This is a genomic window from Alphaproteobacteria bacterium (genome assembly GCA_020638555.1).
GTDB lineage: Bacteria > Pseudomonadota > Alphaproteobacteria > Bin95 > Bin95 > JACKII01.
Genome location: JACKII010000002.1, coordinates 937,550 through 962,611 on the forward strand (window position 1 = coordinate 937,550; position 25,062 = coordinate 962,611).

General features: G+C 65.3%; 25 protein-coding genes. 13 read left to right on the forward strand and 12 right to left on the reverse strand.

What is annotated here, in order from left to right; genetic code table 11:
• Positions 1–39: 39 nt before the first annotated feature.
• Complete coding sequence (locus H6844_10220; protein ID MCB9929774.1) at positions 40–1,215, forward strand: MFS transporter; 1,176 nt, start codon at positions 40–42, stop codon at positions 1,213–1,215.
• 154 nt (positions 1,216–1,369) lie between these two features.
• Here H6844_10220 and H6844_10225 read toward each other — a convergent pair whose 3' ends face one another.
• Positions 1,370–2,395, reverse strand: a complete 1,026-nt coding sequence (locus tag H6844_10225) for a polysaccharide deacetylase family protein (GenBank protein ID MCB9929775.1) — start codon at positions 2,393–2,395, stop codon at positions 1,370–1,372.
• 258 nt (positions 2,396–2,653) lie between these two features.
• Positions 2,654–3,118 (reverse strand): MaoC family dehydratase, encoded by a 465-nt coding sequence (locus H6844_10230; protein MCB9929776.1) that lies wholly within the window; start codon positions 3,116–3,118, stop codon positions 2,654–2,656.
• Positions 3,119–3,235: 117 nt separating this feature from the next.
• Here H6844_10230 and H6844_10235 point away from each other — a divergent pair, with 117 nt between their 5' ends.
• The 3 genes from H6844_10235 (at position 3,236) to H6844_10245 (ending at position 4,919) form a co-directional block, all read left to right on the forward strand.
• Positions 3,236–3,721, forward strand: coding sequence for a MaoC family dehydratase N-terminal domain-containing protein (locus tag H6844_10235; protein MCB9929777.1), 486 nt, complete (start codon positions 3,236–3,238; stop codon positions 3,719–3,721).
• Between the two features lie 13 nt (positions 3,722–3,734).
• Positions 3,735–4,157, forward strand: a complete 423-nt coding sequence (locus tag H6844_10240; protein ID MCB9929778.1) for a MaoC family dehydratase N-terminal domain-containing protein — start codon at positions 3,735–3,737, stop codon at positions 4,155–4,157.
• 141 nt (positions 4,158–4,298) lie between these two features.
• Positions 4,299–4,919, forward strand: coding sequence for a glutathione S-transferase family protein (locus tag H6844_10245; GenBank protein ID MCB9929779.1), 621 nt, complete (start codon positions 4,299–4,301; stop codon positions 4,917–4,919).
• Positions 4,920–5,156: 237 nt separating this feature from the next.
• Here the strand turns inward: H6844_10245 and H6844_10250 are convergent, their stop codons facing one another.
• From H6844_10250 to H6844_10275, 6 genes are read right to left on the reverse strand one after another with little or no spacing between them, the layout of a single operon-like run.
• Positions 5,157–5,546 carry a VOC family protein gene (locus tag H6844_10250; protein MCB9929780.1) on the reverse strand — a complete coding sequence of 130 codons (390 nt, stop codon included), beginning with the start codon at positions 5,544–5,546 and terminating at the stop codon, positions 5,157–5,159.
• Positions 5,546–6,220, reverse strand: coding sequence for a fumarate hydratase C-terminal domain-containing protein (locus H6844_10255; GenBank protein ID MCB9929781.1), 675 nt, complete (start codon positions 6,218–6,220; stop codon positions 5,546–5,548). The genes H6844_10250 and H6844_10255 overlap by 1 nt, the downstream gene beginning before the upstream one ends.
• Entirely contained in the window at positions 6,187–7,146 is a 960-nt protein-coding gene (locus tag H6844_10260; GenBank protein MCB9929782.1) for a fumarate hydratase, read from the reverse strand. The genes H6844_10255 and H6844_10260 overlap by 34 nt, the downstream gene beginning before the upstream one ends.
• Complete coding sequence (locus tag H6844_10265; GenBank protein ID MCB9929783.1) at positions 7,143–7,604, reverse strand: pentapeptide repeat-containing protein; 462 nt, start codon at positions 7,602–7,604, stop codon at positions 7,143–7,145. The genes H6844_10260 and H6844_10265 overlap by 4 nt, the downstream gene beginning before the upstream one ends.
• Positions 7,605–7,608: 4 nt before the next feature.
• The gene (locus H6844_10270) at positions 7,609–8,010 is read right to left on the reverse strand and encodes a hypothetical protein (GenBank protein ID MCB9929784.1); all 402 of its coding nucleotides are present in this window, start codon (positions 8,008–8,010) and stop codon (positions 7,609–7,611) included.
• Positions 8,007–8,648: a protein-L-isoaspartate(D-aspartate) O-methyltransferase gene (locus H6844_10275; protein ID MCB9929785.1), complete on the reverse strand. Its 642-nt coding sequence runs from the start codon at positions 8,646–8,648 to the stop codon at positions 8,007–8,009. Before H6844_10275 ends, H6844_10270 begins: the two co-directional genes overlap by 4 nt.
• Before the next feature lie 142 nt (positions 8,649–8,790).
• Between H6844_10275 and H6844_10280 the strand changes: the two genes are divergently transcribed.
• A complete protein-coding gene (locus H6844_10280; GenBank protein MCB9929786.1) occupies positions 8,791–10,452 on the forward strand; it encodes a hydantoinase B/oxoprolinase family protein in 1,662 nt (553 codons plus the stop codon).
• Between the two features lie 34 nt (positions 10,453–10,486).
• Here H6844_10280 and H6844_10285 read toward each other — a convergent pair whose 3' ends face one another.
• Positions 10,487–10,840, reverse strand: a complete 354-nt coding sequence (locus H6844_10285) for a hypothetical protein (protein ID MCB9929787.1) — start codon at positions 10,838–10,840, stop codon at positions 10,487–10,489.
• A 23-nt stretch (positions 10,841–10,863) separates the two neighbouring features.
• Entirely contained in the window at positions 10,864–11,856 is a 993-nt protein-coding gene (locus H6844_10290) for a quinone oxidoreductase (protein ID MCB9929788.1), read from the reverse strand.
• A 106-nt stretch (positions 11,857–11,962) separates the two neighbouring features.
• Here H6844_10290 and H6844_10295 point away from each other — a divergent pair, with 106 nt between their 5' ends.
• From H6844_10295 to H6844_10325, 7 genes are all read left to right on the forward strand, one after another.
• Positions 11,963–13,348 carry a VWA domain-containing protein gene (locus tag H6844_10295; protein ID MCB9929789.1) on the forward strand — a complete coding sequence of 462 codons (1,386 nt, stop codon included), beginning with the start codon at positions 11,963–11,965 and terminating at the stop codon, positions 13,346–13,348.
• A 107-nt stretch (positions 13,349–13,455) separates the two neighbouring features.
• Positions 13,456–14,496: an LLM class F420-dependent oxidoreductase gene (locus tag H6844_10300; protein ID MCB9929790.1), complete on the forward strand. Its 1,041-nt coding sequence runs from the start codon at positions 13,456–13,458 to the stop codon at positions 14,494–14,496.
• Between the two features lie 78 nt (positions 14,497–14,574).
• Positions 14,575–15,450 (forward strand): alpha/beta hydrolase, encoded by an 876-nt coding sequence (locus H6844_10305; protein ID MCB9929791.1) that lies wholly within the window; start codon positions 14,575–14,577, stop codon positions 15,448–15,450.
• A 22-nt stretch (positions 15,451–15,472) separates the two neighbouring features.
• Positions 15,473–16,528 carry an LLM class F420-dependent oxidoreductase gene (locus H6844_10310; protein MCB9929792.1) on the forward strand — a complete coding sequence of 352 codons (1,056 nt, stop codon included), beginning with the start codon at positions 15,473–15,475 and terminating at the stop codon, positions 16,526–16,528.
• A 638-nt stretch (positions 16,529–17,166) separates the two neighbouring features.
• A complete protein-coding gene (locus H6844_10315; GenBank protein MCB9929793.1) occupies positions 17,167–19,101 on the forward strand; it encodes a PrkA family serine protein kinase in 1,935 nt (644 codons plus the stop codon).
• A 24-nt stretch (positions 19,102–19,125) separates the two neighbouring features.
• Positions 19,126–20,424, forward strand: coding sequence for a YeaH/YhbH family protein (locus H6844_10320; GenBank protein MCB9929794.1), 1,299 nt, complete (start codon positions 19,126–19,128; stop codon positions 20,422–20,424).
• Between the two features lie 7 nt (positions 20,425–20,431).
• A complete protein-coding gene (locus H6844_10325; protein ID MCB9929795.1) occupies positions 20,432–21,988 on the forward strand; it encodes a SpoVR family protein in 1,557 nt (518 codons plus the stop codon).
• 51 nt (positions 21,989–22,039) lie between these two features.
• Here H6844_10325 and H6844_10330 read toward each other — a convergent pair whose 3' ends face one another.
• Complete coding sequence (locus tag H6844_10330; GenBank protein ID MCB9929796.1) at positions 22,040–23,359, reverse strand: aminotransferase class III-fold pyridoxal phosphate-dependent enzyme; 1,320 nt, start codon at positions 23,357–23,359, stop codon at positions 22,040–22,042.
• A gap of 125 nt (positions 23,360–23,484) precedes the next feature.
• Here H6844_10330 and H6844_10335 point away from each other — a divergent pair, with 125 nt between their 5' ends.
• A complete protein-coding gene (locus tag H6844_10335) occupies positions 23,485–24,225 on the forward strand; it encodes a TerC family protein (protein ID MCB9929797.1) in 741 nt (246 codons plus the stop codon).
• 247 nt (positions 24,226–24,472) lie between these two features.
• Here H6844_10335 and H6844_10340 read toward each other — a convergent pair whose 3' ends face one another.
• Complete coding sequence (locus tag H6844_10340; protein ID MCB9929798.1) at positions 24,473–24,988, reverse strand: superoxide dismutase family protein; 516 nt, start codon at positions 24,986–24,988, stop codon at positions 24,473–24,475.
• Positions 24,989–25,062: the final 74 nt, after the last annotated feature.

The following is a 25,062-nucleotide window of genomic DNA, read 5'->3' on the forward strand; positions in this document are numbered from 1 at the left end:
CAAGCCTTTGCGTGCGAAGCCGTGTAGAGACACTACACCATGACCGAGATCGTCCCCGCCGCCGTTTCGCATGTGCGCCTGCGCATCGCCCTCTATTACAGCTGCATGTTCGGCATGGTCGGCATTTACCAGCCCTTTTTCCCGGTCTGGCTCGCCGACCGCGGCCTGACGGCGGCGGAGATCGGCCTGTTGCTGTCGGCCGGCAGTTTCGTGCGCGCCAGCGTGAATCCGATGGTGGCCCGCTATGCCGACACCCGCCCGGAGCGCAAGGCGCTGGTCTGCTGGCTGACCTTCGGCGGCATCGTGACGGCGTCCCTGATGTTGCCGGCCTACGGATTCTGGCCGGTGCTGGTGTTCGCGCTGCTGCACATGGCGGTGCAGGCGCCGGTCAACCCGCTGGGCGAGAACCTCATCCTGCTGAACCTGCGGGCGCGGGGGCTCGATTACGGTCGCCTGCGCGCCTGGGGCTCGGCCGCGTTCATCGCGACGTCGATGGGGTTCGGGACCTTCCTGGAAGGCCGCTCGCCCGATTGGATGATGTATCTGTTCATCCTCGCCCTGGCGTTGATCTGGCTGGCGGCGCTGAACCTGCCGGCGATCACGGCACCGGTGACCCATCGCACGCGGCCGGCCATCCGCCGGCTGCTCGCCAACCGGCTGTTCCTGATGGTCCTGGCCTGCGCGGCCATGAACATGGCGAGCCATGCCGTGCTGACCGGCTTCGCCACCCTGCACTGGAAGTCCGCGGGCCATTCCGAAGGGTTGATCGGCAGCCTTTGGGCGGTGGGCGTGATCGCGGAGATTGCCCTGTTCGCCTGGGCCAAGCCCTTGATCGCGCGCATCGGCATTCCCGGCATGCTGATCCTGGGCGCGGTCTGCGGCATGGTCCGCTGGACCGGCACCGGCGCCAGTTCGGATCTGTGGTTGCTGGGGCCGATGCAGGTCTTGCACGGTTTCACCTTCGGTGCGACCCATCTGGGCGGCATGACCTTCATCCAGCGCCATATCGCGCCGGCCATGTCGGCCAGTGCGCAGGCGCTGTATTCGTCGCTCGGCATGGGCATGGCGATGGGCCTGACCATGATGACGAGCGGCTGGCTCTACGCGCAGTTGGGCGGGCATGCCTTCTGGGTCATGGCCGGCCTTTCGAGCGGCAGCCTGGTCATGGCGCTGCTGATCCGCCGCGGCTGGCGGGACGATATGGAGATCGGTTAGGGAGGTTTCTTTTCCCGCGGGCTCACCGGCTCAGCATCCCTGTCCTCGCGCAAGCGGGAGATGGGGCGGGAGAGTGGGGCAACCAGGGCCGAAAACGCGCCAGAGCAAATAGAGCAAGCCAATTCCGGTGGCCTCCGCTCGTCGGAATTGGCTTTTAGGGCAGGGCTCTTTGCTGGCGGCGCGAGCGGATCGACTGTTTCACTGCGCTCAGGCTGAAGGGCGCCATGATCACCCGGCAATCCCGCTCCGTGTTCCGGCCCCCGGACGTGGCGTAGCGCGGCAGGCGCATCCGATTGGTGCTGTCCAGGGGGAGCCGGGTCCGGCCCCAGACCGAGATCAGGCCCGCCCGCAGCCCCGCCTTCTCTGCCTCCGCCACGACGGCCTCGTTGTAGACGCCGTTCGGGTAGGCGATGATCGGCGGCGTCACCCCGGTCCATTCCTCCAGCAGGGTTTGGCAGTCGCGGATCTGGGCGCGGGCCTCGTCCAGGGGGATGCGCGTCAGCAATTCGTGATCGACGGTGTGGTTGCCGAGGGTCACCAGCGGATCGGCCGCGAGGCGTTGCAATTCCGCGACGGTCAACGGCCGGTCGATCTCGCTGACCGGTTGGAACACGCCGTCGCCGAACGTCGTGCGCAAATGCGCCTTGATCCCCTTGTTATCGAGCGATTTCAGCTTCTGCCGCTCGGCGACGATCTCGCTCAGACTGTTGTTGCGCTTCAGGCGTTCGCGATAGAGGACATCCCACCAGAAGGCCTCGCCCGACGCGACATGGCCTGCCGCGATGAAGAATGTGGCCGGCACCCCATAGCGTTGCAGGATCGGAAGCGCGCGCAGATTGTTCGCATAGCCATCATCGAACGTGAGCAGCACGCACCGCGCATTCGCCTCGAACGGGCGGTCGAGATCCGCCGGCGTGATGAAGCGATAGCCGCCCGCCAGAAAGCATTCGATCACGATGGCAAGATTGGCGGTGGTCAGGGGCTGGTAGGGATCGACCGAGCCGGAAAACGCCTCGTCTTCATCCCGATAGATGCCGTGGGACATCATGATCACCAGCGAACTGCCCGGCCCGCAGATCCGGGTCGATGCGGCGATGACCATATCGTCGAAACGGCGCAGCGCCTGCTGCCACCATCGCGGTGCCGAATTGCCCCGGCGTTGCAAGAGTTGCTGTCTCACATGGGGTTCGCCTCGGGACGAGGGCGGTTGCGGCGCGCTCATCGGTTCGGCGCGTTCCGCTCTGCTGCGACGCCAGAGCTAGGCGAGCTTCGATGCCAAATAAGAATCATGTTGCAAGGTGCGCCTTGACCGGACCCGACACAAAGCTTCCCCATCTCCCGTGATCGCTGGGCGTTTCCTACGCCTCTGCTGCATGCCCTGGCGGCGCAGTTTCGTTTCGCTTTCGCGATGGCCCATTCGAATTTCGATACTGGGCGATTAAGATGCCTCACGCAACCTAAGCAAGAATTTGAGTTCGCCTTCTAAGCACAGTTCGTCCCGCTGATTAAACACCCGGTTGGCCAGTGTCATTACCCCGGTGGTCCGCTGCGGCGTTAAGGCTGTGATTTCCAACTCCGGATACAGCGTGTCGCCGGCAAAGACCGGCTTCAGAAAGCGGCTCGATTGTTCGATGAATCCCAGCAGGGCGTCTTCCATCTGTTCGGCCAGATCGCTGGCGCCCGGGCAGGTCTGGATCAGGGTCTGAAAGCCATGCGCCAGCAGGTTCGGATAGCCCTTCTGGCGGCAATATTCGATGTCGTAGTGGATCGGCGCATTGTCGCCGCTGGCCAGCTGGAAGGCGTAGAACAGAGACTCCGTGTGCGTGCGCGAAGGCGCATAAAATTTCTCACCAACCTTAAAATCCTCGAAATAGCGCTGGGGAATGTGGCGGCGGGGCGGCATGGTTTTGATCCTTCGCGTGTCGAAAACTGCGTGTTACGGCTGGAGCCGGCCGAACCGTGCGGATATAGTAACCGCAGTTCCAAGAACAGCCCCATCTGCAAATCGGAGGAACCCCCCGTGGCTGACGAGATCAAATTTCCGGTCGAAGCGACCCATATCATGATGTTCGCCCGGTCGGTTGGCGACCCCAATCCGATCTATTATGACGAGGAATACGCCAAGAAGTCCGAGGCCGGCCATATCCTCGTGCCGCCGACCTTCCCGCGCGCGGTCGCCCAGTTCGATCCGGACTATCACCTGCGGCCGAAGCCGGGCCAGAAATGGTTCGGCTCCGGCAAGAACGGCACCGGCCTGACCGAGCCGGCGAAGTCCACCGGCGGTCTGCATGCCGAGCAGCACTTCGAATACCATCGCCAGCCGAAGCCGGGCGATGTCTACACCGTGACCACCAAGCCCGGCAAAACCTGGGAAAAACAAAGCGCTCGGGCCGGCAAGCTGATCTTCACCGAGACCGTCCAGGAATATCGCGACCAGAACGGCGAACTCGTCGTCACCTCGCGCGGCGTCGGCGTGAAGACCGAACGCCCGGTCGACCAGAAATAAGGGGAACGGATTCATGGCTCTCTCTGCAAGCAAGCTGAAAGTCGGCGACACCCACGAGGAAGTGGTGGTCGACGATCTGACCCGCACCCAGCTGGTCATGTATGCCGGCACCTCCGGCGACTACAACCCGCTGCACACCGACGACAAATACACCAAGGAAGTGGCCGGTTATCCGGGCGTGTTCGCCCACGGCATGCTCTCCATGGGCCTGACCGGTAAGATGGTGACCAACTATGTCGGCGACGGCCGGCTGAAGAAGTATGGCGTGCGTTTCACCAACCAGGTCTGGCCGGGCGATTCGCTGACCGCCAAGGCCACCGTGGCCGAAATCCGCGAGGAGAATGGCGAGAAGCTGGTGGACCTGACGCTGGAGACGGTGAACCAGGACGGCAAGACCGTCATCACCGGCACGGCCACGGCGCGGATCGATCCCTGATCCGCGTGTTGCGCCCATCGCCGTGACCGGCCCCGCAAGGGCGCGGTCGCGGGCCGGTGGGCGTGCTACGCTTTGACGGCGGCGCGGTCCCTGCATGGATTGGCCGCCGTTTTCGTCTCGATTTCCAGGGAGATATTGCAAATGAAACTCATCAACTCGGTCGGCCCCAACCCCCGGATGGTCCGGATGTTCATGGCCGAAAAGGGCCTGGACATTCCGATGCAGGACATCGACCTGCGCGGCGGCGAAAACCGCCAGGAAGCGCATCTGAAGCGCAACCCGTCCGGCACCAGCCCCAGCCTCGAACTGGACAATGGCGACTATCTCTCCGAGATCACCGTGATCTGCGAGTATCTGGAGGAGAAGCAGCCGAGCCCGCCGCTGATCGGCACCAATGCCGAGGAACGGGGCGAGGCGCGCATGTGGACCCGCCGCATCGACCTGAACATCTGCGAGCCCATGGCCAACGGTTTCCGCTTCGGCGAGGGCATCAAGATGTTCGGCAGCCGCATGCGCTGCCTGCCGGAGGCTTCCGACGGGCTGAAGGCGATTGCCCAGGACAATCTGGCCAAGCTGGACGGCTGGATCGCCGGCAAGCAGTGGATTTGCGGCGACCGTTTCACCGTGGCCGACATCCTGTTGTTCTGCTGGCTGGATTTCTTCAAGAACATCAACCAGCCGATCAACCCGGATCACAAGAACATCCAGGCTTGGTACGACCGCGTCGCCGCCCGGCCGAGCGCGGCGGCCACCGCCGGCTGAGCCGCAAGCTTTCCCGGGCCCGACCCGGGATCTCTCGCCGCTCCTCCCAGCTTTCCCGGGCTCGACCCGGGATCTCTCGCCCTCAGCCGCGGCGCCCGTTTGCCCCGGGCGTCGCCGGTGGTGGGAGGCCCCGGATCAAGTCCGGGGAAGCAAGTTGGGGTCCGGGGAAGCTGCGTGGGGCCGGGGAGGCGGGTTGCGGGCGTGTGGCGCCCGTCCCGCCAGGGCGCTGGAGCCGCCTCAGGCCTCCGGCGGCCCCTTCAACTCGACCTGGTTGCCGTCCGGATCGTAGAGGTAAAGCGAGGGGCCATAGCCTTCCGCGCCATAGCGTCGGGCGACGTCTCCCAGTGTGATGCCGTGGGCGGCGAAATGGGCCTTCAGAGCCGCCGGGTCGAACGGCTGGATGGTGATCGCGAAATGGTCCATATTGCCGGGCGCCTCGGCCTCTCCCGCGGCGCGGGGCACGAGGTCGATCATCGCCGCGCCGGCGCGCAACTGCACCAGGCCGATGCTCTCCACCCGCCGTTCCTCGCGGCAGCCGAGCACGTCGCAATAGAAGCGAATCGCCCGGTCGATATCGGCGACGCGCAGCACCACATGGTCGAGCGCCTTGATCGCGAAATCGGGCATCAGATTAACTCCTCGCGCCGGTCGTCGGTCTCGCCATAGCGGGAGAGCGCCGGCTGTTTCAGGCCGTCATAAAGGCCCTCGATCCGCTGGTTCAGCCGCTTGTTGTGCTGCTCGAACAGCGAGCGGCCCTCGCCGTCGCTATCGACCAGGAACGGCCCGAAATTCTCCACCTCCAGCACCCAGATCGCCTGGGCGATGCCCAGCTCCTTGAGCCAGTGCACCTCGCGCACGCGCTTGATGCCGCGGCCGAGCAGGGCGCCGGTGCCATAGCCGACCGTGGTCAGATAGCGGGCGCCGCGGGGCACGAAGACGTTGCGGTAGTCGTCCTCGGTCATGCCGCCCTTGCCGAGGATCAGCAGGCAGTCGCTCGCCTCGAACCAGGCGGGAATCAGCGCGCCGAAGCGGAAGCTGGCGGTGGCCGTGACGGCGCCGATATTGTAGCTGCCGTCCTCGTTCACGCTCGCCGCCGGCGAGCAGTGGAACGAGACGTTGGTGAGGTCGGTCAGCCCCGCCGGCAGCTTGTGCCCTTCGGTCAGGACGCGGCGATAGACGCCCTCGCGCGCGGTGTAGACATACCCGTCCAGATAGACCACGTCGCCGAGTTCCAGCGACTCCAGGTCCTCGCGGCGGACCGGGGTTTTCAGGCGGACTGTCTTGCGGCTTCCGGCTGCCATGAAACATCGTTCCTGCGGTGATAGGGGGTGAACCATTCGGGGTCGGTGCGGTATTGCACGCGCCCGTCGGCGTGGAGGCGCGCGACGGCGCGGCGCGACGACAGGCAGAAGGAATGGACGCTCATCGGCATGCCGCCCGTGTGGGTGTAGCCGACCTCGATATGACAATCGACCACCATGGACGAGCCGACAAAGCCCATCGGCCCCATGCCGATAGTGTTGCCCATGTCCATCAGTTCGCGCTCGAGTTCGGCGATTTTCGGGTCCGGGTTTCGGTCGCCGACAGTGCGCAGGCAGGCGGCCTGCTTGCCCAGCACCATGCACGTGTCCTTGGAGCCGCCAAGGCCGATGCCGACAATGGCCGGCTGGCAGGCAAGGCCGCGCTTGCCGAAGGCGATCATGGCGTCCAGGAAAAACCGCTTGATGCCGTCAATGCCGTCGCCCGGAAACAGCATGCGATAGTCGGTGCCGAACAGGCCGCCCTTGTGCACGGTGGTGATGTCGATCCAGTCGGCATCCGGCTCGAACGTGTATTCGACCTCCGGCGCGTTCAGGCCGACATTGTTGTTGTTGTCGGTCCGCCAGAGCGGATGCACCCGGTTCGGCCGGAGCGGAATGTCGTGCGTCGCCTGAGCCAGGCCGGAGCGCAGCGCCTCCTCCAGCGCGATCATGCCGCCCTCGACTTTGGCCTCATTGCCGACCTTGACATAGAAGCGGGGCACGCCGGTGTCGGCGCACATGGCGCGGGCGTCCTCTTTCGCGGCCTTGTAGTTGTCGAGCATGGCGCGCAGCACGAAGGACGACAGGTCCTCGCTTTCCTGGGCCGCCATGGCCTCCAGCCCCGACAGATAGTCGGAGGGGATCTCGATCGCCGCGCGGCGGGTGAGTTCGTGGGCGGTGGCGTAGAGTGTGTCTTTGTGGATCATGGGGCTGGGCTCGCTATGGCTCCCTCGGGCAGGTCTCGGCGGGCGGCTTTGGCGGCAGCGACCGCGGCATGCGTGATACCGGCCGGCAATTCGGTCTCGGGCGAAACCGTCGCCAGCGCCAACTGTTCCACTGTCACCTTGGCGCCGCGCAAATCCGCGCTCGAGAGGTCGGCGCCATCGAGATTCGCGTCGGTAAGATTTGCTCGCCGCAAGTCCGTATCGACCAAAATGGCCCTTTGCAGGTCGGTCCGAATGAGTTTCGCCTCTCGAAGGTCTGCGCCGGTGAAGTTTGCCTCGGTGGCGATGGCGTCTGTCAGATCGGCCCGCTTCAGGATCGTTCGGCGCCATTTCACGTTGCGGATATTGCCTGCGGTCAACCGAATGTCTTCGAAATTCACGCCAGGCAAATTGGTGCTATGCAGATCGATCGGCCGTCCTGACTGAAATGCAAATGTCATTGCGTTAGTCCGTTTCCAACTCTGCCAGTACCGTCGCTACGGCAGCGATATCGCGGCGTGCCGTTTCGTCGGCTTCGGGCGCTTGATGTTCCTCTAAATAGGCGGAAAGGATCGCAATCGCCATCTCCTTATAGGCGGGCTCGGCCCGAGCCAGTCCGCCGAGCGTCAGGATACCACCGACTCGGATCGTAAGCGAATCGCTGGCGAGGCTATCGACCGCTTTGGTGAAGGTCTCGTGCAACAAGGCGTCGTTGGCGGTCTGTTGCTGCCTCAGCGAAGCATCGGCCTGCCGGGTGGCCGCTTGCATCCGATGCCAGGCCGCGTAGAGGCCGATGACAGCGACCGCTGCCAACGCCATATTCCGGACGACCTCCGACAGGCCAATCCAGGTCTCTACCGTGCTCACGGCGGCGCCTCCGCGCTGCCGACAAAGGGCACGAAGCGCACCGGGCAGAAGCGGTGGATATGGGGTTCGCCGTCGGCCCCCAGCGTCACCCGCACCAGATTCTCGCCGAATGCCGGCTGGTCCAGCGGCATGACCAGGACGCCGTCGGGCTTCAATTGCTCCATCAGGCGGGGCGGCAGGCGAGGGGCGACGGCGGTGGCGATGATGCGGTCGAACGGCGCTTCCTCCGGCCAGCCGAGATTGCCGTCGCCGGCGCGGACATGCACGCGCCTCACGCCAAGCGCGGCCAGGGCATCGCGGGCGCGCTCCGCCAGTTCGGGCACGTATTCGATGGTGAAGACCTCCGCCCCCAGATGCGCCAGCACCGCGGCCTGGTAGCCGCTGCCGGTGCCGATCTCCAGCACCTTGTGGCCGGGCTGCACGTCCAGCGCCTCGGTCATCATGGCGACCACGCTCGGCTGGCTGATGGTCTGGCGATAGCCGATGGGCAGCGCCGTGTTCTCCCAGGCCAGGTCGCGCTGGTCCAGGGGCACGAACCGGTCGCGCGGCACGGCCTCCATCGCGGTCAACACGCGCAGGTCGCGAATGCCCTCGGCCTTCAGGTGGCGGACAAGGCGTTTGGCGGGGGAGTCGGTCATGGCCTTGGCTCCAAGCCGGGCGGTGAGGGGGCTGGCCGCGGCTTGGGCGACAGGTTAGCATGCGGCGAGCCGGATGCGCACCGGGATTCGCCCGTTCGCGCCTCCCAACGCCTTGGCCCGATTGAGGATCCGAGACCCGCCCATGTCCGCTGCAACGACGCCCAACGCGCCCGACCCCATCACTGTCTCGGTCGTTCAGCACCGGCTGACCGCCATTGTCGAGGAGATGGGGGAGGCGATGCTGCGCACGTCCTATTCGCAAATCCTCAACTCCTCGCGCGATTTCTCCACCGCTATCTGCGATGCAGAGGTGCGCCTGGTGGCGCAGGCGGAGCATATCCCCGTGCATGTGGGCGCGCTGACCTGGGCGTTGAAGGAGGTGGTGGAGCGCTTCGGCGACAGCGTGAAACAGGGCGACCTCTACCTGCTGAACGACCCCTATCGCGGCGGCTCGCACCTGCCGGACGTGACGGCGTTCGTGCCGGTGTTTGCGGACGGCAAGCTGCTGTTCTGGACCATCAACCGCGCCCACCATTCCGATATCGGCGGCTCCACCCACGGCGCCTACAACCCGGAGGCGACGGAGATTTTCCACGAGGGCATCCGCCTGCCGCCGATCAAGCTCTACGACCAGGGCGTCTGCCGCGACGACCTGTTGGACCTGCTGGCGCTCAACACCCGCCTGCCGCGCGATTTCCGCGGCGATCTGGCGGCGCAGCTCGGCTCCGTGCGCCTGGGCGAGCGACGGCTGGAGGCGTTGTTTGCCGATTTCGGCGCCGAGACCGTGGTCGCCTCGGTCGAGCAGATCCTGGACGGCGCCGAGCGCCAGGCCCGCGCCGCCGTCGCCGCCTGGCCGGACGGCGTCTATGAGGGCTCGGCCTGGCTGGACGACGACGGGTTCGGGCGCGAGGACATCCTGATCCACGCCAAGGTGACGGTGAAGGGCGATGCCATCGAAATCGACATGACCGGCTCGGACCCGGAAAGCCGGGGCTTCGTCAACTCCTCCCATGCCAACACGCAAAGCGCCATCGCCATGGCGTTCTCGTTCCTGCTGGACCCGCAAACGCCGAAAAACTCCGGCACGATCCGGCCTTTGACCGTGAAGTTGCAGCAAGGGACCATTGTCTGGCCGAACGAGGGCCTGCCGGTGACCATGTGCACCAGCCATTGCGGCAACGAGATCATCGAGGCGGTGATCGTCGCGCTCAGCCAGGCGACGCCGGAACGGGCCATGGGCGGCTGGGGGCGGCGGCTCAGGCTGGCGATCCAGGGCGACGACCCGCGCACCGGCAAGCGCTTCATCTGGCACATGTTCCACGCCCGGCCGGGCGGTGGCGGCTCGATCGCCGGCGATGGCTGGCACACCTCCGGTGAGTGGCATTCCGCCGGTGGCCTGAAATTCGGCTCGGTCGAGGTGGCGGAGGTGCGCTTTCCGCTGCTGTTCAAGAGCCACGAATTCCGGTCCGGCTCCGGCGGGCGCGGCCGGTTCCGCGGCGGCGTCGGCGCGGTGATGGAGATGCAGGTGGAAACCGCCGGCCCGGCCCGCGCCAACACCGCCGGCGACGGCATCCGCCACGGCGCCCGCGGCATTGCCGGCGGCGAGGACGGGGCGCCACACGACTACCGGCTGGTCCATGCCGCCGATGGCTCGGTCGACAAGCTCAAGACCAAGGTGGAGGGCATTCCGGTGCAGCCGGGCGACGTGTTCCGCGTCCATTCCGGTGGTGGCGGCGGCTGGGGGCCGGTCGCCAAGCGCGACCCGAAGCTGGACGCTCTCGACGAGACGCTGGGGTTGGTCTAGCCCCGCGCTGCAACGCGCTGGATTTGATGTGTTTTCAGCCGATCTGGCGGCGCAGGACGTGGCGGCGGTTGTGGGTGAGCGGGCGCACTTCTGTTGCCCAGCGGCCCCGCTCGCCGGCTTCGCCCCAGGCGGCACTGGTCAGCACCTCGGGCCCCGCGATCTCATAGGTGACGCTGTATTTGGGCTCGTCGCCCGGGTCGACCCGGTGGGTGCTGCCGCCCAGCAGCAGGTCCAGCGGCTCGCGCACCGTGCGGGTGGCGGAGAGGACGCCGGGAACGCCGGTCAGATAGGGCACGTGCTCGGTATCATAGACCTCGTTGAACAGCGCCTCGTGTTCGGGCGCGACATCCATGCTGACGACGAAGAACCAGCGGGCTTTGGCGGTCATGGCAGGGCTCCGGAGAAGACGGATCAGGGGGTGAGGACGAGGGCGCCGGTCGTCTCGCGCGCTTCCAGCCGGCGATGGGCTTCGGCCGCCTCGGCAAGCGGCAGGGCGGCGGGCTCCGGCACGCTCAGGACGCCACCGGCGACGGCGGCGAACAGGTCGGCCGCCATGGCTTCGAGCGCCGGCCGGGTGGCGCAGTAATGGAACAGCATCGGCCGGGTGAGGCTGTAGGAACCCTTGCTCAGCAGCGACACCGCCATGGGCTCGATCGGGCCGGAGGACTGGCCGAAATTCACCAGATGGCCCAGCGGCGCGAGGCAGTCCATGGAGCCATAGAACGTGTCCTTGCCGACGGAATCGTAGGCGACGGTGACGCCCTGGCCGTCGGTCAGGTCCCGGACGCGGGCGACGAAGTCCTCTTCGCGGTAGAGAATGACCGCCTCGCATCCGGCCTGGCGGGCGAGGGCGGCTTTCTCCGCGCTGCCGGCCGTGCCCAGGACGCGGGCGCCCAGATGCCGGGCCCACTGGCAGAGCAGCAGGCCGACCCCACCCGCCGCCGCATGCACCAGCACGGTGTCGCCGGGGCCGATGGCGTGGACCTTTTTGACCAGCATGCCGGCGGTCAGGCCCTTGATCATCAGCGAGGCGGCCACGGTCTCGCTCACGCCCGCGGGGATTTTCACCAGACGGTCGGCCGCAATCAGGCGATGGCTGGCATAGCCGCCATAGGCCGCCGAGAAATAGGCGACGCGGTCGCCGGGCGCGAAGCCCGTGACGCCTGCGCCAACCGCCTCGACCGTGCCCGCGCCCTCCAGGCCGGGAATGCCCGGCAGTTTCAGGGTCCGGTAGAGGCCGGAGCGCACATAGCAATCGTGGAAGTTCACGCCCACCGCACTCTGGCGCAGGCGCACCTCGCCGGGGCCGGGAGTGGCGACGGCTATGTCCTCCAGGCGCAGGACCTCCGGGCCGCCATGGTCGCGGAGCAGGATGGCTTGGGGGGCCTGGTGGGTTTGGGCCATGGGAAACCTCGCGAATGGGAGTGGCGCGCGCATGCGGTGCGTTTGCCTCCAGCATAGGGTGTGCTAGCGTCCCGCGAAACTCTCGCCGGCCCGGATTGTTCGCCCCATGGAACGCACCTTCACCAACTTCCTGAAAGCCCTGCGCGGCGCCGACGTGCCCGTGTCGGTCGCCGACACGCTGGATGCGATGGAAGTCGCCAAGCTGGTCGGCTGGGAAGACCGCCAGATGCTGAAAACCTCGCTCTCGTTCGCGCTGGCGAAGTCGGAGGAGGAGAAGGAGGCGTTCAGCGACACGTTCGACGACTTTTTCCGCGCCGACAGCTTCCGCAACCGCGAGGACGACGAAGGCAAGAGTCGCGACCGCTCCGCCATGGCCGGGGATGCGGACAGCGCGCTGGCGCAGATGCTGATGGAGGACGACCAGACCGGCCTCGCCCTTAGTATGGAACAGGCGGCGGCGGCCATCGGCGTCGAGAACATCCGCTTCTTCACCCAGCGCGGCCTTTATGTGCAGCGCATCATGAACGAGATGGGCTTGCAGGACCTGGACGCCCAGATCTCGCAACTGGGCCGGGAAGGCGGCGGCGGCATGCCGGGCTCCGGCGGCGAGGGCCAGGGTGGCGGCGGCCAGGGCATGCGCCAGCAATTGCAGGAAGGCCGGTCCTATCTGTTCGAGCAGGTGCGCGATTTCGTCGAGCAGCAATTGCAACTGCACGGCCAGGCCACCTCCAAACAGTTGAAAGAGGACCGGTTGCGCCGCTCGCGCCTCGGCAATCTCGACAAGCGCGACCAGGAGGAAATGCGCAAGATCGTCGACAAGATCGCCAAGCGGCTGGTGGCGCTCTATGCCCGCAAGCGCAAGATCAAGGATCGCGGCCATCTGGACGTGCGCCAGACCATGCGCAAGAACTATGCCAATGACGGCATCCTGTTCCATCTCGAATGGAAGATGCGCAAGCTGGACAAGCCCAAGGTCATCGTCATCTGCGACGTCTCGGGCTCGGTCGCGGCGGTGGCGCGCTTCCTGCTGCAATTCCTCTACGCCCTGCACGAGGTGCTGAGCGGCGTGCGCAGCTTCGCCTTCAGCGGCAAGCTGATCGAGACCAGCGACTTTTTCGAGCGCCATCTGGTGGACGAAGCGGTCGACAAGGTGATGAACGCGGTCGGCTACATGTCCACCGACTATGGCCAGTCGCTGAGCGATTTCCGCGAGGGCTGGCTGGACCAGGTCGACAAGCGCACCACGATCCTGATTTTGGGCGATGCGCGCTCCAACTACTCCGATCCGCGCGCCGACATCATGAAGGAGCTGTACGAGCGCTCCAAGCGGGTGATCTTCCTGAACCCGGAACCGCCGCCGCTCTGGGGCACGGGCGACAGCGAGACCCGGCGCTACCGGCCCTATTGTCATGTGATGAAAGAATGCTCGACTCTCAATCACTTGGAACGGTTGGTTGAGGATTTGCTGGAAAGCGCGAACAAGCTGGCCTGACGCGGTTTGACGTGCGGCCGGGGCGGGCGGGCGAACGCCTCTTGCCCTTCGCCGCGTCCCGTGGAACTGTGCGGGGCAATCACCGATCACACGTGGAGACGCACGCCATGAAACTTGGGCTGTTGCTGGGCTATTCCGGCGCCGACATGGACGACCCGATGCAGAAGGTGCTGGAGGCCGAACGCCTCGGCTTCGATTCGGTCTGGACCTCCGAGGCCTGGGGGTCGGACGCGATCACGCCGGCGGCCTGGGTGCTGGCCAAGACCAGCAAGATCAAGGTCGGCACCGCCATCTGCCAGATGCAGTCGCGCACGCCGGCGCTGGCCGCCATGACGGCCATGACGCTGAACGCCATGAGCGGCGGCCGCTTCATCCTGGGCATCGGCCCCTCCGGCCCGCAGGTGATCGAGGGCTGGCACGGCGTGCCCTATGGCAAGCCGCTGAAGCGGACCAAGGAATATATCGAGATCATCCGCAAGATTCTGGAGCGCAAGGGCGCGCTGGAATACGACGGCGAGCACTACCAGATCCCCTATAGCGGCCCGGGCGCGACCGGGCTCGGCAAGCCGTTGCGCTCGATCCTGCACGGCGACCCGAAGATGAAGATCTATTCTGCGAGCTTCTCGCCGAAAGGTGTTGAAAACGCGGCGGAATGTGCCGACGGCATTTTCCCGATCTTCATGTCGCCGGACAAGTTCGACCTGTTCGGCGGGCCATTGCAAAAGGGCTTTGCCAAGGCGCCCGGCAAGTCGCTGCAGAATTTCGACATCCTGCCCTTCGTCGAGTGCGAGATGGGCGACGATCTCGACGCCTGCCGCAAGCCGATCAAGGAGCATATGGGCTTCTATATCGGCGGCATGGGCGCGCGCGATAAGAACTTCTACAACGATTACTGCAAGAATCTCGGCTACGAGGCCGCGGCGGTGGAAATCCAGGACAAGTTCCTGGGCCGTGACCGCGACGGCGCCTATGCCGCCGTGCCGGACGCGCTGGTGGACGAGGTCGCCCTGGTCGGCCCGAAAGAGCGGATCAAGGAGCGCCTGCAGGACTGGAAGGCCGCCGCGAAGGAGCGCAAGGTGGATTCCATGCTGCTGCGCGCCACCACCAGCGTCGAGGCCATGCGCGTGATCGCGGAAGAGGTGCTGTAGCCTCTCCGCCTGCTCCCGGTCGCCCGCGCGCGGCGCGCCGGGAGCGTTTCTTCGGTCCGGCCCGGAAAGGGTGCCGCCATGCTTGCCGGTTTCACCGCCCAGCGCATCCGCATTGGCGAGAGCGAGTTGTATGTCCGCACCGGCGGCTCCGGCCCGCCGCTGCTGCTGTTGCACGGCTATCCGCAGACCGGTGCCATGTGGCACCAGGTGGCACCGCAACTGGCGGCTCGGTTCTCGCTCGTCATTCCGGACCTGCCCGGCTATGGCCGCAGCATCGGGCCGCCATGCGACGCCGCCCACGAAGCCTATTCCAAGCGCACCACCGCCCGGACCATGGCCGATCTGATGCGCCATCTGGGCCATGACCGGTTCCGCCTCGCCGGCCACGACCGTGGCGGGCGGGTCGCCTTCCGGCTGTGTCTGGACCATCCGGACCGGGTGGAGCAATTCGCGGCGCTCGACATCATCCCGACCCTGGACCAGTGGGAGCGGCTGACCGCCGACCGGGCGCTGGGCGGCTATCACTGGCAGTTCCTGGCGGTGCCGGCGCCGGTGCCGGAAATGCTGATCGGCAGCCATCCCGATTTCTACCTGGACCACCTGCTGCGCCGCTGGGCCGGCAATTACGATGCGCTGAGCGAAGGCTCGCTCGACGATTATCGCGAGGCCTTCCGCAAGCCGGAGGTCATCCACGCCACCTGCAACGATTACCGCGCCGGCGCCGGGATCGACCGCCAGCACGACCAGGCGAGCCGCGACGCCGGCGAGAAAATCCGCTGTCCGGTGCATGTGATCTGGGGCCGGGGCTATCTCTCGAACCGCTCCGGTTCGCCGCTGCCGGTCTGGCAGCAATGGGCGGACGCTGTTGGCGAAACCGGCCTTGCCTGCGGCCATTTCGTGGCGGAAGAGTTACCGAACGAGTGCGCAGCCGCTATGCTCGCCTTCTTCCAGTAGGACCCAACGAGGAACGCCTTTCATGAAACTCGGTCTTTCCATCGGCTATTCCGACGCCGAGATGAACCTGCCGGTCGAGCGCGTGCAGATGGCCGAACGGCTCGGCTATGACAGCGTCTGGACGGCGGAGGCCTATGGCTCCGACGCGGTGACGCCGCTGGCCTATCTGGCCGCCAAGACCGAGCGCATCCGGCTTGGCACCGGCATCATGCAGCTGGCCGCGCGGACGCCGGCCAATGCCGCGATGTGTGCCGGCACGGTCGATGCCATGGCCGGCGGCAACCGCTTCATCATGGGCCTGGGGGTGAGCGGGCCGCAGATTGTCGAGGGCTGGTACGGCCAGCCCTGGGGTCGGCCTTACTACCGCATCAAGGACTATGTCGAAATCTGCCGCAAGATCTGGCGGCGCGAGGAGCCGGTTACCCATGACGGCAAGGAAATCCGCCTGCCCTATACCGGCGAGGGCGCGATGGGAATCGGCAAGCCGCTGAAGTCGATCCTGCACATGAACCCGAACATCCCCGTGTTCATCGGCTCGGGCCAGGAGGCATCGGTGCGGCTGACCGGCGAGATCGCCGACGGCTGGCTGCCGCTGGGCTTCGTTCCCGGCTCGCTGGACGAGTACAAGCCCTGGCTGGAGCAGGGCTTCGAGCGGGCGCGCAAGAAGGGCGTCGACAAGGGCTGGCACAATTTCGAGATCCATGCCGGCGTGTTCGTCGATGTCGATGACGACGTGAAGGCCGCCATCGACCGCCTGAAACCGCGCGAGGCGCTGTATGTCGGCGGCATGGGCGCCCGCGAGAAGAACTTCCACAACGACCTGATGTGCCGCCGCGGCTTCGCCGATGCCGCCGCGCGCATCCAGGAGCTCTACCTCGCCGGCCACAAGGACGAGGCCGCGGCGGCGGTGCCGGACGAGTGGGTCGACCTGAAGGCGCTGATGGGGCCGCCGGCCCGGATCAAGGAGCGCTACAAGGCGTGGGACGATTGCGGCGCCACCTCCCTGACCGTGCGCAGTGCGCAGGAACAGGCCATGCACGTGATGGCGGAAGCGGCGCGCCTGAACCAGCCGCGATAAGCGCGCGGGAACGGGGGCCGGCTCGGGCGCGCACAAGATGCGATTCGGGCCGGCTCCTGGCGCCGTTGGCATAAAACTGGTCCATGGCGTCGCAGGGAGGGCTTGCAAATGCGCTAATATAATAGCGCATTTGCGGTCGGTTTTAGGGCCTGACGCCAACATTTTCATCACTATCGAAATTGCGTAAATTTTGAGCAAACGCCGGTTTCGGCGGTGCGGGGGCTGCGATCCCGGACGCCGGCAAGGGCTCCCGGAGGGGCGATTCGGGGTGGCGGAGGGTTCGCGGATTATCCTGCGGCCGCCGATTTCATCCATTCCAAGATTGCAATTTTTGCAGGCAGCGACGGATGACGGATAGGGCAAATCCCTTCGATATGGCAGGGCATTGGCGGGATTTTCACACGAATATGCCCCCCGTCTTTCCATCGTTTGTTGTGTTGAACTTGCGCAACACTGCTGTTCAATAACCTCGCGTTAACGCGATTCATCAACCATACTTGACTGGCAGAGCAGGGCCTTGGCCCCCATCTCACAGTCAGGGTGGGAAGCAAAAGGTCCGAGAGAGGAAGTGTCAGTGGGAGGATTCAAGCCGGTCTAGCGGAACGCGCGTTGAGGCGCCCGTTCGGAGGTGAATACGAATGGACATTTTTGAGACCTACGCCGAAGGCTATGCAAAGCGAGCCCAGGAAGAGATGTCATTGCAGGACTATCTCCAAGGCTGCCGGTCCGATCCGATGTTCTATGCTTCGGCTGCCGAGAGAATGGTCGCTGCCATTGGCGAACCGGTCCTGGTCGACACCTCGCAAGACCCCCGTCTGGGGCGCATTTTCCAGAACCGCACCATCAAGCGGTATCCGGCCTTTTCCGATTTCTATGGCATGGAGGACACGATCGAGCGGATCGTGGGCTATTTCCGCTATGCCGCGCAGGGGCTGGAAGAGCGCAAGCAGATACTCTATCTGCTGGGCCCGGTGGGCGGCGGCAAGTCGACGCTCGCCGAAAAACTCAAGCGTCTGATGGAAGAATACCCGGTCTATGTGCTCAAGGCCGGAGACGAGATCAGCCCGATCTTCGAGTCGCCGCTGGGCCTGTTCGACCCCGAACGCCATGGCGAACTGCTGGAGGACAAATACGGCATCCCGCAGCGTCGCATCACCGGCCTGATGAGCCCGTGGGCGGTGAAGCGCCTGGACGAGTTCGGCGGCGACATTTCCCGCTTCTCGGTCGTGCGCATGATGCCGTCGAAATTGCGGCAGGTCTGCATCGCCAAGACCGAGCCGGGCGACGAGAACAACCAGGATATCTCCGCCCTGGTGGGCAAGCTGGATATCCGCAAGCTGGAGCATTTCAGCCAGGCGGACCCGGATGCCTACAGCTATGCCGGCGGCCTGAACCGCTCGACCCAGGGCCTGCTGGAATTCGTCGAGATGTTCAAGGCGCCGATCAAGGTGCTGCACCCGCTGCTGACGGCGACCCAGGAAGGCAATTACACCGGCACCGAGAGCTTTGGCGCCATGCCGTTCCAGGGGATCATCCTGGCGCACTCGAACGAAGCGGAATGGCAGCAGTTCCGGAACAACAAGAACAACGAGGCGTTCCTGGACCGGATCTGCGTCGTCAAGGTGCCGTACTGCCTGCGGGTGACCGATGAGGCCAAGATCTACGAGAAACTGCTGCGCGAAAGCGAACTGGCGGGCGCCAACTGCTCGCCGGAGACGCTGGACACGCTGGCGAAGTTTACCGTGCTGTCGCGGCTGAAGACGCACGAGAACTCGAACCTGTATTCGAAAATGCGCGTCTATGACGGCGATAGCCTGCGGGACAAGGACCCGAAGGCCAAGTCGGTGATGGAATATCGCGATGCCGCCGGTGTCGACGAGGGCATGACCGGGCTTTCGACCCGCTTTGCCTTCAAGGTGCTGTCCGAGACCTTCAACTTCGACTCGGAGGAGGTCGCGGCCGATCCGGTGCATCTGATGTATGTGCTGGAACAATCGGTGAAGCGCGAGCAGTTCCCGGCCGAGGCGGAGAGCCGCTATCTGGAATTCCTCAAGGCCGAGCTGGCGCCGCGCTATGCGGAGTTCATCGGCAACGAAATCCAGAAAGCCTATCTGGAAAGCTATGGCGAGTACGGGCAGAACCTGTTCGACCGCTACATCGCCTATGCCGACGCCTGGATCGAGGATCAGGACTACAAGGACCCGGATACCGGCCAGTTGCTGGACCGGGCGGTGCTGGACGCCGAACTCGCCAAGATCGAGAAGCCGGCCGGGATCGCCAATCCCAAGGATTTCCGCAACGAGGTGGTGAAATTCGCCTTGCGCGCCCGCGCCCATAATGACGGGCGCAACCCGCGCTGGACCTCGTACGAGAAACTGCGGGACGTGATCGAAAAGCGCATGTTCGGCCAGGTCGAAGACCTGCTGCCGGTCATTTCCTTCGGGTCCAAGAAGGACAGTGAAACCGACAAGAAACACCAGGAATTCGTCGACCGCATGGCCGCTCGCGGCTACACCCCGCGGCAGGTGCGGCGGCTCGTCGAATGGTATATGCGCGTGAACAAGGCGGGGTAAGCTCCGCCAGAAAGTAGGGCTTTGATGCGCCACTTCATTGATCGCCGCCTGAACCCGAAAGACAAGAATCTCGGGAACAGACAGAGATTCATTCGCCGCGCCAAGGAGCAAATTCGCCAGCGGATCAACGAGTCGATCCAGGGGCGACGGATCGCGGACGTGGATTCGGGCGAGACGATTTCGATCCCGACCCGGTCCATCCACGAACCGCACTTCCGCAACAGCGGCCAGGGCGGCTTCCGCGAAGGGGTTCTGGGCGGCAACAAGGAGTTCTCCACCGGCGACCGCATCCGCAAGCCGCAGACCGGCGAGGGCGAGGGTCGCGGCAAGGAGGGCGCCGACAGCGGCGAGGGCGATGACGACTTTCAGTTCGCCCTCACCCGCGACGAGTTCCTCGACCTGTTCTTCGAGGACCTGGAACTGCCGGACCTGGTGAAAAAGGACCTGCAGGAAATGCAGGCGACGAAGCCGCAGCGGGCCGGCTTCACCACGGCCGGCACGCCGACGCGGCTGGCGCTGCGCCGCACCATGCGCAACTCGCTCGGCCGGCGGCTGGTGTTGCACCGGCCGGCCGACGCCGAACTGGAGGAGGTCGAGGCAGAGATCAAGCGGATCGAGGCGCTGGGCGATGACGACTATCCGGGCCTCGCCGCGCTCTATGCCCGGCAGGAGGCGTTGCAGACCCGCCGCCGGCTGGTGGCGTTCATCGACCCGCTCGACATTCGCTATCGCAACTACCAGCCGAAGCCGCAGCCGAATTCCAAGGCGGTGATGTTCTGCCTGATGGATGTGTCGGGCTCCATGGGCGAGCGGGAAAAGGACCTGGCCAAACGCTTCTTCATCCTGCTGCACCTGTTCCTGCGCCGGCGCTATGACCGCATCGACCTGGTGTTCATCCGCCACACCCACCAGGCGAGCGTGGTCGACGAGGAGACGTTTTTCTACAGCCGCGAAACGGGCGGCACGGTGGTCTCGTCGGCCATCGTCGAAATGCTGAAGGAGATCAAGAAGAACTATTCGCCGCGGGACTGGAACATTTATGCGGCACAGGCATCGGACGGTGAGAATTTTGCCGGCGATAGCGAGTATTGCGCCAAGCTGATGCTGGAGGAGGTCATGCCCCAGCTCCAATACTACGCCTATGTCGAAATCTTGGACGAGCGCGAAATCGAACTGTTCGCGAACCCGCAGGTGGGGGCCGCACTGTGGCGGTCGTATCGCGGCGTGGCCACCGAGTTCGACAATTTCGCGATGAAGCGGGTCGGCCGCGCGGCGGACATTTATCCGGTGTTCCGCGAACTGTTCGCCAGGAAGGAGGCGTAGTCACGCAATGGCTGTTTCTGCGCCTGCGATCAAATCGGCGACGCCCCTGTTCGAGGGCACCGAATGGACCTTCGACCTGTTGCAGCAACTCTATGAGGAAATCGAGATCGTTGCCCGCGAGGACCTGGGCCTCGACGTCTATCCGAACCAGTTGGAGGTGATTTCCTCCGAACAGATGCTGGATGCCTATGCCTCGCTGGGCATGCCGATCCTGTACCGGCACTGGTCGTTCGGCAAGCGCTTCGCCCGCGACCAGCGGCTGTATCAGAAAGGGCTGACCGGGCTCGCCTACGAGATCGTCATCAACTCGAACCCCTGTATTTCTTACAATATGGAGGACAATAGCGCCGCTCTGCACACGCTGGTGATGGCGCACGCGGCCTTCGGGCACAACCATTTCTTCAAGAACAACTACCTGTTCCGCGAGTGGACCGACGCCGAATCGATCCTGGATTTCCTGGACTATGCCCGGCGCTTCGTTGCGGCCTGCGAGGAACGCTATGGCCTGCTGGAGGTCGAGGCGGTGCTGGATGCCGCGCACGCGCTGATGGATCACGGCGTGTTCCGCTATCATCGCCGGCCGGAACCCACCCTGAAGGAGTTGCAGGAACGGCGCAGGCGCATTGCCGAGGAGCAGGAGCGGTCCTACAACGACCTCTGGCGCACCGTGCCGCGCGATCCCTCCCGCCCCGAACCGACATTGGCGGAGATCGAGGCGAAGGAACGGCAGAAGGCGCTGCACCTGCCGGAAGAGAACCTGCTCTACTTCCTGGAGTTGTACAGTCCCAATCTGAAAGACTGGCAACGCGAACTTCTGTCCATCGTCCGCCAACTGGCCCAGTATTTCTATCCCCAGCGCCAGACCAAGGTGATGAACGAGGGCTGCGCCACCTTCGTGCACCATCACATCGTCAACGCGCTGTACGACAAAGGGTTGTTGGGCGACGGCGCCATGCTGGAAATCCTGCACTCGCATTCCAACGTCGTGTTCCAGCCGGCCTATGACGACCCGCGCTATTCCGGCCTGAACCCCTATGCCCTGGGCTTCAACATGATGTGCGATATCAAGCGCATCGTGACCGAGCCGAAGGACGAGGACCGGGAATGGTTCCCGGACCTGGCCGGCACCGGCGATTGGCGGGCGGCCCTCAAATACGCCTGGGCCAATTATCGCGACGAAAGCTTCGTGCAGCAGTATCTGAGCCCGAAACTGATCCGTGACATGCGCCTGTTCGTGCTTTCGGACGATGCGGAGGAGAGCTTCTATCGCGTCGCCGACATTCACGACGACCGCGGCTACCGCCATGTGCGCCAGTCCCTGGCGCGCGGCTACGACCCCGGCACCGCCGACCCGGATATCCAGGTGGTCGACGCGGATCTGAAGGGCGACCGCGTGCTGCGCGTGCAGCATACGGTGCGCGACGGCATTCCGCTGGACGAAAAGGACCGCGATCTGGCCCTGAAGCACTTGCAGGTGCTGTGGGGCTATGGCGTGTCGCTGGTGGCGGTGGACCGGGACAACGGTACCGTGCTCAGCGAGACCTTCGAAGCCGGGGACGAATAATCCCGCCCGCGCCCCGATCCGGGTGGGGGCCTTGGCTCCGCCGTGCCGGGATCAGGCGAACAGGGTCTTGTTCGCCCGGCACCAGTCGTCGACCGCGTCGACCAGGCCGTCGAACTCGGTCTCGCCCATGGGCAGGCTGAGCACCATCATGTTGCGGCGGGCGACGTAATAGCCGCGTTCGATCATGCCGAGATGGAACAGGCCGCGCGCGGCGGCCGGCACCTTGCCGCTGTCCGCCGGGCTCGACAGCGGCTGGTCGGTCAGGTGCAGCATCATCATCGAGCCGTAGCCGGTCACCTGTCCCTTCAGGCCGTGATGGGCCAGCCGCTCGTTCAGGCGGGTGCGCAGGCGATTGCCGGCGTCGTTCATGGCGCGGGCGGCGTCGGCGGTGAAGACCTCCGACAGGCCGACCGTCGCCGCGGCCAGGGTCAGGACGTTGTTGTTGAATGTGCCGGCATGGCTCAGATGGTTGGGCCGGGCGGGGTCGAAATGGGCCATGATGTCCTCGCGCCCGCCGAAGGCGCCGAAGGTCAGGCCGCCGCCCAGATACTTGCCCATGCTCATCATGTCCGGTGTGATGCCGCAAACGCCCTGATAGCCGGCGGGGCCCAGGCGCGAGGTCATCACCTCGTCGAAGATCAGGAGAACGCCCTGTTCGGCCGTCACCTCGCGCAGCATGGCGAGGAATTCCGGCGTCGCGGGGATACAGCCGCCGGAACCGGTCATGGGCTCGACGATCACCGCGGCGAGATCCCGGGCGCAGGCGCGAATCGTGGCCGCCGTGTCGTCCACATTGTTGTAGGTGGCCATGACCCAGGTCATCGGCACGTTCATCTCGCGCCCATACGGGCCGAAGGAGAGCACGCTGCCGTGATAGGAGCCGTCGAACACCATGACGGCGTTGCGTCCGGTGATGGCACGGGCGGTTTGCAGGGCGAGCAGGTTCGCCTCGGTGCCGGAATTGGTGAAGCGCACCAGGTCCAGTGCCGGGAAGCGGGCGGTCAGCAGGTCGGCCAGTTCCGCCTCCTTGGCGGTCGGGCCGCCAAGGGTGATGCCGTGCTCCAGCGCGCCGCGCACCGCCGCCTGGATGCGCGGGTCGGAGTGGCCGTAAAGGCCGGCGGTCTGCTCGGTGACGAAGTCGGTATAGCGGTGGCCGTCGATGTCGGTCACGAAACAGCCATCGCCGCCCGCCAGGGTGAGGGGATAGGGCGGGTAGAACAGGACCGTGCGCGTGTTGCCGCCGGGCATGGAGCGGCCGGCGGACCGGAAGGCCGTTTCGCTTGCCGGGTTGGCCGCTGCGAAACGCTTTTCGGCCTCGTCCAACGCGGCGGAAAGGTCGAAGTTTCGACGGTCGGCGGTCGTGACGGACATGGCGGCGTACCCCATATAGGCGCTAATGGTTGGCTGCATTTTGCGGCGGAATTGACCGAAAACGCAACGAGTTCTCTGGTTCGACTATGGCAGGCCTATAACACCTGTCGAGGGAGTGTGTCGCGATGGATATCCTGTTGAGCGGCGAAATCTGGGCCGCTCTGTTGTCGCTGACGGCGTTGGAAATCGTGTTGGGGATCGACAATCTGGTCTTCCTGACAGTGACCGCCAGCCGTTTGCCGGAGCACCAGCGGGCCATGGCCCAGCGCATCGGCCTGTTGCTGGCCCTGGGCATGCGGGTGCTGCTGCTGGCGAGCGCCGTCTGGCTCGCGGGCCTGACCCAACCGGTGTTCACGGTGCTCGAATACGCGGTCTCCTGGCGGGACGTGATCATGCTGGCCGGCGGCCTGTTCCTGCTGGCCAAGGGCACGGCGGAGATCCACGAGGCGGTGGAAGGCGAGGAGGAGCAGCAGGGCGAGCGCAAGGGCGCGTCCCTGCCCCTGGTCATCGGTCAGATCGTGGCACTGGACCTGGTGTTTTCGCTCGACAGCGTGATTACGGCCATCGGCATGACGGAGGTGTTCGGGGTAATGGTGGCCGCGGTGACGATTGCGATCGGGGTGATGATGTTCGCGGCCACGCCGGTCTCGCGTTTCATCCACGCCCACCCGACCGCCAAAATGCTGGCCCTGAGCTTTCTGCTGCTGATCGGCGTGGCGCTGATCGCCGACGGTCTGCATTTCCACATTCCGCGCGGCTATCTTTATTTCGCCATCGCCTTCTCGATCCTGGTGGAAGCGCTGAACCTGTGGGCGAAGGTGCGGCGCAAGCGGGCCGAAGCCGCAAAGGCCGGCGAGGCGGGCTGAGAGAACCGGGCTTCCCCGGACGCGGCGGAGCCGCCATCCGGGGCCTGTCGGGGCGTGCGGACATGGGAGGCGGCGGTGTTCGGATGGCGACGCCGGTCCCGGATCGGCGCTCCGCACCGTCCGGGATACATCGGCCTTGTGGGGGAGGGCGACCGCAGCGGCGAAGCACGAGTGCGCCTCCGCCGTGAGCGTCCCCGGACGGTGCGGGAGCGCCGGTCCGGGGTCCCTCGCGGCCGGCTCGGCCGGGTTATTTCGTGATCACGCCGCAGGCGATGCGTGGCCCGGCAGCGCCGGCCGGGTCGGATGTGTAGTCGTCCGCGCCCTGGTGGATGACGATGGCGGCACCGTCGGCGTCGAACAGCTTGTCGTCCAGGGCGAGCTGGCTATTGAACACCTCGACATCCAGCTTGCCGGAGGCCGGAACGTGAATGTTCGGCATGTCGCCGGCATGGGCGCCCATGTCCGAGGCCAGACCATGCTTGGCGCCGGTCGGGTTGTAGTGCCCGCCGGCGGACTTGAACGGCGGCTCGCACTTGCCGACGCCGTGCACATGGAAGGCGTGCGTGCCTTCCGGCAGGTTCATCAGCTGCGCGTGCAACAGCACGCCATGCGGCAACTGCGTGAGTTCCACCGTTCCGACCGCGTTGCCCTTCGGGTCTTTGAGCATCGCCGTGGCGGCGGATGCCGACGAGACAAACCCTGCCAGCGCGGCAGCGGCCAGCAGGCCGCCGACAACGTGGAATGCGTTTGGTGTCTTGTGCATACCCATCATACTCCGGGTTGACGTTATGTGCCGGCCAGATCCTGGCCAGCACGGCGCAAACCGTAAGCCTCCTG